This is a genomic window from Nitrospirota bacterium (genome assembly GCA_016180645.1).
In the GTDB taxonomy this organism is placed as follows: domain Bacteria; phylum JACPQY01; class JACPQY01; order JACPQY01; family JACPQY01; genus JACPAV01.
On record JACPAV010000045.1, the window covers coordinates 1 to 10,439 of the forward strand.

Genomic DNA, 10,439 nt, shown 5'->3' on the forward strand with positions numbered 1-10,439 from the left:
AAGGGGCAATCGGCCGTCACCCGGACCACGCCGTCGGCCGGCCACCGGTCCAAGGCCGATGTGAAGCGACGTAGAACATCCGCTTCGCTGCCCACGTGTGACTGTGGGGTCAAGTCTTGACTTGATACTACTTGGCGGCGATGCGAGCGGGCGTGATTCAATGAAATGATCCTTCTATTACTCACAGTCCATATGCTATTGCAAGACCTGACCCCCGGCACTGTTGAAGGAGAAGGTGGGGGTGAACTTCGCCTCCCGAAGGTGGATCTCTACCCCGTGCGCGATCCGGAGGGCAAGCCCGTGGATTCCCAGCCTCTCGCTCCGGGCGCTTCGACGACCACGTTCGACTTCCTCAATACGCTTGGCCATCGGCTCCCCGAAGGACTCCTCGACGTTACCGTGACTCTGGCCGATCGCGCTGAACCCCACGGCAACACTCGGTCGGTCTCCGACCGCTTCATTGTGGATCTCTCGGGACCCATCGTCTCTCCAACACCGGAGCACCAAGCTTCCATGCCCAACCGAAACGGCAGGGAAAATCCCGTCCCTGCGCAACTCGTCGTCCACGCCGTGGATGTGCCGCGTCTGCCCATAGGCCACGCCGGCGTCCGGTCCGAAACCCTCACGCTGAACCTCCGCCACGCGGAAAGCGCCAGAGCCTACACCTACACCGCGCTGCCTCAGTTCCAAGACGCTCCGGTCATAGTCTACCCCTTCACCCCCGGCCCGGCAGGGGACTTCGTGGCGACCCTCCTCGAATCCCAACGCAACGAAACCCAATACCCCGACGGCCACTACACATGGACCACCACCGTGAGGGACCGGCTCCTGAACACCACCACCTCAACCTTCAACTTCTGCCTCGACCGCGCCGCCCCCACGCTCACGAATTTCAACATCGGAAGCCCCATCGACTACCCCGCGTACAGCCTCCTGTTCATCCCCTCGCTCCAACCGATCGTCACCTACAACTGTGAAGACCGCTTCCCGACATCTCCCTCATGTGGCATGGCGAAGCTCGAAGTTGTCGCCACCCGCACCCACACCGCTCCGATCTTCGGAAGCGACGACCCCGTGGCGATTCCTTCGAGCCAACTCACGCCCGTCCGGATCGAGATCGAGCCGACCCTGTGCGACGGGCTGGATCACTCATTCCAATTCACTCAGAGTCTAGGGCAGGAAGGGATCTGGACGTTCGACTTGGAGGCTTTGGACAAGGCCCAAAACAAGACCGTTCTCCCCGCGGGGAACAGCTACTATCTGGACGTCACGCCTCCCTTCACCCTCCCGGATGGCCTTCTTCTCCTCCATGCCGGCGAGGGCCTCCAGCCGGTTTCCACGGTTGGCTTGCCCACGAATGACAGTAGACTTCGTCTTGGGGTGTGGTACACGAACGGTTTCAGCGGGGTGAATCCGGCCACGGTGGTCTTCAGCAATTCCGGGAGCAGCGCGGGCTGCACCGGCGCATTGGCCCTCTTATCGGCGGGTTCTCACTCAGCGCTCTCGAAGGATTTCCTCCCGTGCGAAGGGACGAACACCGCGAGCGTCTTCCTGCGCGACAAGGCCGGCAACCCCTTCACGGACTCCATCACCTACACCACCGATTACACCCCTCCCGCCCTCACCGACATGACCATGACCTCGATTTCCATCTGCGTGAGCTGGAATGCGCTCGGCGGGTGTACCGCTTCGGCGCCGGGCGAGCGATTCAGCGCCCACGCCACGGACAACCTCTCCGGCGTGCACAAGGTGGAACTCCTGCTTGGATCGACGCGAAAGGCGTTCGTCCGCCTCGGCGGCGCCGCGGGAGACGACTACTCGATCGACATCTTCCAGACCGAATACGACGCCGCCTCCGACGTCCGCATCCAGGCCTGGGACAAGGCCGCCAACATGGCCGAAGCCCGCCAGATCGGCCCCGCCGGCGGCACCGTCAGCACCCGCAACGGCGGGATCCAGCTTGCCATCCCGGCCGGCTCGACCAGTTCCAAAACCTTCATCGGAGTCACCTCCGTCAGCGAAAACCAGCTCGCGGAGATTTTGGGCTACAACCCCTTTGACGAAGCTACGGCAGGGAGCCATCTCACTCTGTTGAACTACGAAGGGATGACCCTGAGCGGAGATCCTGGGACGACCTTCAGCCTACCCCCGAACAGCACCATCGGCTGCAAGAAGGATAATGCCCCCCAGGGCGAGCAGATGTTCATGGTCGATTTCCTGGAGCCCAACCACCGGTATGACAACGAAGGGCGCGTACGCGTCCTTGCGGGAGTGAAACTTGATGAGTTCGATTACTCTGGCGGTAACACGTATTACAAACCTCTCGACATCTCCGACTGCCCTGGTCTGTCCGAGATCCATCACGCCGTCGCCTGCGTCAGCCTCAGCACGGACCACGGGAAGACGCAACTGGTCCATGGGCAGGTCAGGACATCCGGAGCCGAAATTAAGGGGCAGGTGGTGGTCGTCGATTCCAAGGAAACCACGTATGCCGATTTCACGAAACCCAGGCTGGATTCGGAACGGCTCCAACCACCGTCGCGAAGGGTCTGGGGGTCGGCGAAGCATTTCGGCATTCAAGGCACCGCCGATGCGAACGGCCTTGCCAAGTATTGCATCCCCACTCCGGCGGAAAACGATACGAAGGCATACGCGGCCGGAGATACCGGCGCCTTTTTCAAGGACAATGGCATCGGTCTCGATCGCGTCCGCATCGCCATCGGCACGGACGGATGCGACGTGACGGTTCCGGTGACGCCTCCGAATCCGGGGAACGTCATCGCCGCGGGAACCTGCGAGGCGAAGTACATCGAGGCAGGCGGCGCCTGCGAAAACGTCCCCATCGTCCCGCCCTCCGTCAACGGCGGTCCGCCCGACTCGCTCAATCTTGCCTCGGAGACATACGGCGACCCGCAGTTCGCGATTTCAGGCCGGAACGGCATCGCCGGGATCACCGTGCACGTCGATCTGCGCGGGAAAGTCCCCAGTCCCCCGGGCTCCAAACTGGACCTCTTCGTCCGCAACGCAACCAGCACCGGCAAGATCCCGGACACGTTCACGAACGACACGGGCAGACAATTCTACGTCTTCCACCCCTTGGACGTGGCGGGCTTCTCCGCCGGTGCGATTGCGATGGACAACCCCAAACTCTACTTCAATACCCGCCTGCGCCGGGACCTCTTCGCCCCGAACGCCTGCCGCGTCTTCGGCCGGATGGCCACGCAGAAAATCATCCCGGCGGAACTTCCCAGTCAAACCGAGACCTACGCCAATGTCTTCGGCGGAGTTGAAGGACCGAGTACGTTTTCGGGCTTCAGCGACGAAGATGAGCGATGCACGCCGAGTCCGCCCAAGTCCGTCCCCGCCTCCAATGTGTGCTATTCCGCCTTGGAACAGGGCTGTAGGAAGGGTATTGCCGATTGGCGGCCTTGGGAGGACTTCTACGCCAATGCGGACCCCAACACGTGCCGTCCTTCGATCCGACAGCACAAGTTGATGCTCATGAAACGAGCGGGGATCAACACCGTGCGCATCGACGTGCCGTGGGGGATCGTCCAGGAATTTTCCGCCCCTGTATACAACTTCGAGAAGCAGAGGTACCATTTGGATGCGTATATGACGATGGCGGGGGCGTACAACATGGAGATCGAGGCGGACTTCGGAGGTTGGCCGTGGTGGGGATCCTCCTGCTGCATTTCGGGGGACACTGAAGAGACGTGCGTGAGGCGCACCGCCCGGCTCACCGCCTGCGGAACGGATTGTGAGGTCGATCCCGCCCTGATTGAGGAACCCCATAAGAAGTGCTGTGCGGACAAGAAGCGCGCACAAGATCCGGCATGCGACTTTGCCTGTCTCCAAAATGAACTCGACTCCCGAGGCTGGCTCCGGACCGGCCAGTGTGTTCCGGGGGGCGTCACTTCGCTCAACCCCGAGGTCCAGCCGGACTACGCGATGTTCAAGAACTTTGTGAGAGCGACGGTTGAGGAATTCGCTCCCGGGGGCAAGCTTGCCCAGAGGCATCCGAACCTGCCCGGGATCGGAATTCGGAACTGGGGACTCGGCAATGAAATCGAGAATCCCCGCAATTTCCTGCGGATCCGCCCGGACCCGGCCTCGGTGAACGACAAGGACCACCCCGGCCTCCAGTCCTACGTGGGGCTGAAGGAATACAAGCAGCTCATCAAGCAGCTCCACGATCTCATCCGGGTCGAACTCAATCACCCGGACCACCGGATTCATGGCGGGGGACCCAACGTCACGGCGAGGATCAGCCAAGATTGTGACTACTACGGGGACGAGGTCTCCAAGGATCGTCGCCCGAACGGTCACATCGAAATGGCCGATCTTGCCGAGCGCTGCCACGAGCAGGTCAGCATCGAGCATATCTACCAAGTGTTCCGAGACCCTAGAGTTGAAGGATATTCGCTCAACGATCCCACCTTCGACGGGGGCGTGGTGGTGAATTTCCACTGGTACCAGGAGGAGGGTCCGAATCCCAATGCCAACGAGAGGGGGGGGCGCCAAAGGCAGGCCGACGTCCTGCGTACGTTGACGTGCATGTTCCCGAACCGCCCGATCTGGTCGAACGAGGGAGGCATTTGCGATCAGGAGTGGGCCTTGGCCCGTCTCGCGGAGGACCCAGGCGCGGACTTGCGCGAATGCATTCCCCAGTTCAATCCGGCCCCGTCGGCACTCGCCCAAGCCGGATACTTGGTGGGTGTGAGCAGCTACCTGGGACCGCGTTATTGGCCTGGCGACTGTTCAAAGGTGTATGGCACCTTCACGTGCACTTCCCAGGCGGGATTCGAGGGGCCATGCCCGTGCCCGGTTGAGAAGACTTGCGAGGGCCTCACCGATCTCCCCACCACCGGCGTGTCCGGGAACTTTGAGAAACTCTTCTGGTACCGCCCGGCGGACGGAGGGGGGGGGCTATTTGGACTCGGCGAGAGCGCCGGGGAACCGGCCACGCTCACCCTCCGCCCCGTCTACCACGCCATCAGCCCCGTGTCCGACGTGCCCATCCTGTTTGGGGTAGAAATGCCGTTCCGAACGGGAATCGACCGGAAATATGCGAGGGCGCGGGCGAATTTTTCCGCTTTCCTGAAAGCCGGGCAGAGAGTCGCCGTGACCGCCACGGGGAAGAACCTCTCCACGGGGTTGGAGAATCGCAACCTCGGTTTCGGAACGTTCGTGGAGAACAGCGCTGGGGAGACCGTGGGCGTCATCTGGCACAAGGAGAACGACCCTGAACTGTACCCCCACATCAACGAAGGAACGTTCCAGGCGTTCTCCGATGGGACGTATACCTTCGTCATCATTCCCCACAAACTCTACGTCCCGACGGAATTGGAGACGAGTGATTCCGTCAACCATCCTGACATTTTACTGACTCCCGAGAATACCCTAAGCCTCTTGGAAGACCCGGACAAGGATGGTATCCGTACATTGAAGACAGCAGACCAGAGAACGAAAGTATTGAGAGCTGCCGAAGGTGCCTACGTGGAGGGCGTGATTCGATTCACGCTGATTGGCACCTCAGGTGCTCCTCCGCGAGTTGCCTGGGCACCGTAGTCACCTCCAAGCCGATGCATCGCGAGGGGGCAATTCTAGTGATCTTCTGCGTGGGGATCGGAGCTTTCGCCTGTGATGGCGAAACGGGAAATGAGGTGGCTATCGACAGCCCTGGCACGGAGGACGATACTGCAACCGACAGCACCCTTCCTCAGGAAAAGCCTCTCATCGAGAAGCCTCTGATCGAAGTTTCGGATTCAGCCCGCGCCACGCTGAGCGCTCTTGCCGGCAGGAAATGGTCTTTTACTGTCGGGACAGGATCGGTTCCTCCGCATCCGAGCGGGGACAAATTCCTTGGACCCGATGCGAGGACATACTGGCTCTCGCGTTTTTCGCAGGCGGCCATGTATGAGAGTTGTCGGGCGAAATGGAAGGCTGGTAGTCGTCCAGACCTTGATTGTTCCAATCTCGATCTAGATGACTGGATCGACAGGCTCTGGATCTTGGTCAGTACGGACGGCCAGTTTTTCAGCAAAATTCACCTTGTTACGAATCAAACGTACTGGTCTCGAACGCAAGCCGTGACTCCCGGTGGCCATCACGTCCGGCTCTACCTTGAGACCGAGGGCAGGATTACGACGCTGCTCTCCAAGAAAGACAACTTCGTCGAGTTCTATTCCGGGGAGGCAGGATCAGACGGGAGACGTGCCTGCCTCCCCCCTTCTTCCCTCGAAGGGGTAGGCCCCGGCAACTCCGAAGAGTGTAGCACCGACATCGCCCCCGTGACCTTCCTCGCGCCTGACGCCTCGCGCCTTGCGTCCATACGCCCCCGCGACCCTAATGTTACCATGAATGACGCGGGGGTGTATGTAATGACCTGGGACAACCGCCCCGCCACGGACGACTACTACAGCACTTGCCCCGTGTGGCCGGCCCAGGTTACTGTTCCTGCCAGCCGCACCTTCGGATTGGCCTTCAGCGTGGACGGCCTCAACTGGACGGTCGTCTCCAATGACTTGACGCTTCAGGGGATACCTGTCGTCTACGACACAAAGCCCAATACCCGTTATAGCCAGCTCACCGGCAAGCTCCGCCACGTCGTCCCGGTGTTCATCACCAACGAGCAACTCCGGATCTACTTCACGGCGGAGGCCGTGAGCCGCTGTCAGGGCAACTGCCCCGGGATCGATACCGACCTCACCTCCTGCTCCACCGCCACCGCCATCAGCAATTGATGTATCTTCTCCTGCTCCTCGCACTCATCGCTCAGCACTCGGCACGCAGCACTTCCGTGGGCATCAGCGCGTGCGCGAGGCTGTTGGATATCGGGTGCCGGGCTCCCGATGGGATCGGGACGGACTGTTACGATCCGTGCCGTGATGCGGATAACAAGGCCGCTTGCCGCGAGAAGTACCGCCCCGTGGCGGAGGCCGTGTACGGGGCCTGCCCGGACGCATCCCAAGTGAAGGTGTACTGCAACAACCGGAACGACGTGGACGACACGGGGATGTGCACCGATCCGGCCCAGGAGCGTCCCGGGATGCCCTTCGCCATCAACGCCGCCCCCCTGGATGAGCAAGGAAACACCTTGGAGGACTACTCGTGCAATGGGTTCAACAACGGTTGCGGGGTCTTCGCCACCGGCCACGGAGACGGCAACGTCATGACCTTCACCCCCCCCTCGGGGGATAACTTCGGCTCCCGCCGCTACTCCTTCGCCATCGTCCCCCAAAAACTCTACGTCCCGACGGAGACGCAATTCAGCGACACCTTGAGCCTCTTCGAAGATCCTGACCAAGATGGAGTGCAAACACTCAAGGAGCCACCGGAGAGGCTCCAACTCGTCCTTGAGAAGGCTGAGGGTGCATATGTCGAAGGCGTGATCCGATTCGAGGAAGTCCCTGCACCCTCGCAGGTCATTGCGCGGAGGCCAAGGTTACGTGCACCGTAGGGGTTCTGTCTTTCGCATTTCAGCAATCGCCGCCTTAGTCTTCGGCGCATGTAGCGACGATCTTGAGACCGAGATTGTAATTCCTGATTCTGCGCACCTTTCTTTCGATCAGCTATTGGATAAGCAGTGGCAGTTCTCTCTTCCCGCCACGGAATCGGTCAAGCCTCAGACTTTCATGGGGAATGCTCCGTGGAGGCAGGTAAGGGAGGTTGGAACCGGTTGCGCCAGAGATCCCGACACGGTTCCAGTCGCGAACAGTTCATCAACAGCGCCTAGAGTCTTCTACTATTCGGACAATGTTGGAACCCAGCAATTGACCGTTCTCGCCCTGCCCGACGACACGTTTCGGGCTTACATGATTGGTTGGAACAAGCAGCAGGCGGAGGGGGCGAAATGTTGCTCGGTGGAAATGGATGTCTGGACAGTCCTCACGACAGACCCTTCAAGCTACAAGAACTGGTCATCCCCAGAGAGGCTCTTGGGGAACTTCCCCTGGTCCCTCACCGCCGCCTTGACTCCCGGCTCCCACCACGTTCGGCTGTACTTGGAGACCGAGGGCAAGATCCAAACCATGATTTCCGAAAAAGACAACTTTGTGAAGTTCCACTCCGAATCCTCCCCCTCTTTCCTCTCGACTGACGGCTCACGACTCACGGACTTACGCCCCCGAGATCCAAATATCACGGTCAACGATCTCGGGGTCTATGTAATGACCTGGGACAACCGCCCGGCGACGGAGGACTACGCCCCCGGCGGGAAGAAGGACGCGACCGCCGTCGCCAGGAATTTTGGCTTGGCTTTCAGCGTGGACGGCCTCAACTGGACGGTCGTGAGCAACGAACTCTACCCGGATCTACTTCACCACCTCCGAGAGCCGCGGCACCATCTGCAAAGGCTCCCCCGGTGCCTCCTCCTGCTCCACCGCCACCGCCGTGAGCAATTGAATGTTTCTCCTGTCGCTTCAACTCTCCTTCCTGCTCCTCACGACTCGCGGGTTACGACTCACGATTCCCGACGTGGACGACACGGGGATGTGCGGGTCTTCCGCCGAGGAACGCCAGACCATGCCCTTCGCCATCAACGCCGCCCCCCTGGATGAGCAAGGAAACACCTTGGAGGACTACTCGTGCAATGGGTTCAACAGCGGGTGCGGGGTGTACTCCGTTGCCCACGGAGACGGCAACGTCATGACCTTCACCGCCCCCGAATCCCGCCGCTACTCCTTCGCCATCGTCCCCCAAAAACTCTACGTCCCGACGGAGGGGGTGACGAAACCATTTTTTGACAAGATAAACAATGATAACCAAACGAACCTCGAGAATAGGCTTTCTTTGATCCCGCCCGACCCGGCTCATCCCGGGCTGTCCGATATTGTGAATGCTCAGGTGCTCCAATTCTCCGAAGGTGCTTACGTGGAAGGTGTAATCCGCTTCGAAGTGGTGCCTCCACCAACTCAAATCGCCCGGAGGCCGAATGCTCGAGCTCCGTAGGGTTCGTTCGCTCGCGCTGGCCTCTCTGCTGATAGGGATCGCGGATTCCTGCGGAGACGGTCGTGTGGAATTACTCGTTTCCATTCCTGATTCTGCCCCTGAAAACTTGAGTGGGCTCCTTAACAAATCTTGGACGTTCTCCTACGAAGACAAGCCAGGCCAAACAGCACCAAATCGCAGCGAGAGTATGGAGTTCGTCCCAAGGCGATCACCCTCTTGTGGTCCTTCACAAGGTGGTTCAATCTATCTTCAGATGCCCGACGGCACAAGGCGGGTCTATCGGACGACCAATCCCGGAGGCATTTGCTTGTCAAACCAAGGGCCGACCGTGTTTGACCCTAAGGCTTGTCCTTCAACAGATGCCCCGGAGGCAATATGGACGGGTATTAAGTCCGATCAGAAAGGCATTGACGAAGCAAGCAAAATCTCCGACGCCTTCCCCTGGTCCCTCACTGCGGCCTTGACTCCCGGTGGCCATCACGTTCGGCTATACTTGGAAACCGAAGGAAAGATCAACACGATGCTTTCCAAGATCGACAACTTCACGGAGTTCCAGAACCGCGACGTCGGCCCCGTCTCCTTCTTCGACCTCACGGGTTCACGGGTTCACGGGATCACGCCCCGAGATCCAAATATCACGGTCAACGATCTCGGGGTCTATGCCATGACCTGGGACAACCGCCCGGCGACGGAGGACTACGCTCCCGGCGGGAAGAAGGACGCGACCGCCGTCGCCAGGAATTTTGGCTTGGCTTTCAGCGTGGACGGCCTCAACTGGACGGTCGTGAGCAACGAACTCTACCGACCAGAGCGGCATCTCCTGTCTCGTTTCCCGCGGGGGCATCCGTCACGTCGTTCCGGTCTTCCTGACGAACGATCAGCTCCGGATCTACTTCACCACCTCCGAGAGCCGCGGCACCATCTGCAAAGGCTCCCCCGGCGCCACCTCCTGCTCCACCGCCACCGCCATCAGCAATTGATGGCCATCCTCCCGCTCGCCTCCATCCTCGCATTGTCAACCCCCATGTCTGACCCTCGGGTCTCCGAAATGCAACCAGCAGCGACAAGATCCCGGATACGTTCACGAACGATCTGGGCAGACAGTTCTACGTCTTCCACCCCTTGGACGTGGCGGGCTTCTCCGCCGGTGCGGTTGCGATGCCGGACCCCAAGCTTCACTTCAACACCCGCCTGCGCCGGGATCTCTTCGCCCCGAACGCCTGCCATGTCTTCGGCCGGATGGCGTCGCAGAAAGTCATCCCGGCGGTGCTTCCCAACCAAACCGAGACCTACGCCAATGTCTTCGGAGTCACGGGGTCAGACATTTGTATCTGGACAATCTGGGTGAACCCGGGGAAAGGGATAGGAAGGATCAGTCGCTGAAGAGCGGCGAAGGGCCGAGGCCGGCGCGGAGGCGGGCCTCGCGATAGCTGCGGATGGCGGAACCACGGTGATGGCTGTTGATCTCCATGATATCCGGCCGATTC

At 60.4% G+C, this 10,439-nt stretch carries 5 protein-coding genes; all 5 read left to right on the forward strand.

The genetic code is table 11. The features are described from left to right. The first annotated feature begins 276 nt into the window (after window positions 1-276). A complete protein-coding gene (locus HYT87_18610; GenBank protein MBI2061755.1) occupies window positions 277-5,571 on the forward strand; it encodes a hypothetical protein in 5,295 nt (1,764 codons plus the stop codon). A 95-nt stretch (window positions 5,572-5,666) separates the two neighbouring features. Beyond that, window positions 5,667-6,746, forward strand: coding sequence for a hypothetical protein (locus tag HYT87_18615; protein MBI2061756.1), 1,080 nt, complete (start codon window positions 5,667-5,669; stop codon window positions 6,744-6,746). Next, the gene (locus HYT87_18620; protein ID MBI2061757.1) at window positions 6,746-7,462 is read left to right on the forward strand and encodes a hypothetical protein; all 717 of its coding nucleotides are present in this window, start codon (window positions 6,746-6,748) and stop codon (window positions 7,460-7,462) included. Before HYT87_18615 ends, HYT87_18620 begins: the two co-directional genes overlap by 1 nt. Before the next feature lie 944 nt (window positions 7,463-8,406). Then, entirely contained in the window at window positions 8,407-8,952 is a 546-nt protein-coding gene (locus HYT87_18625) for a hypothetical protein (GenBank protein ID MBI2061758.1), read from the forward strand. Window positions 8,953-10,074: 1,122 nt separating this feature from the next. Next, the gene (locus HYT87_18630; protein ID MBI2061759.1) at window positions 10,075-10,335 is read left to right on the forward strand and encodes a hypothetical protein; all 261 of its coding nucleotides are present in this window, start codon (window positions 10,075-10,077) and stop codon (window positions 10,333-10,335) included. Window positions 10,336-10,439 lie beyond the last annotated feature (104 nt).

Coding starts and splice junctions, on each gene's coding strand:
- HYT87_18620 (MBI2061757.1), top strand. CDS start 6,746: ATGTATCTTCTCCTGCTCCTCGCACTCATCGCTCAGCACTCGGCACGC.
- HYT87_18625 (MBI2061758.1), top strand. CDS start 8,407: ATGTTTCTCCTGTCGCTTCAACTCTCCTTCCTGCTCCTCACGACTCGC.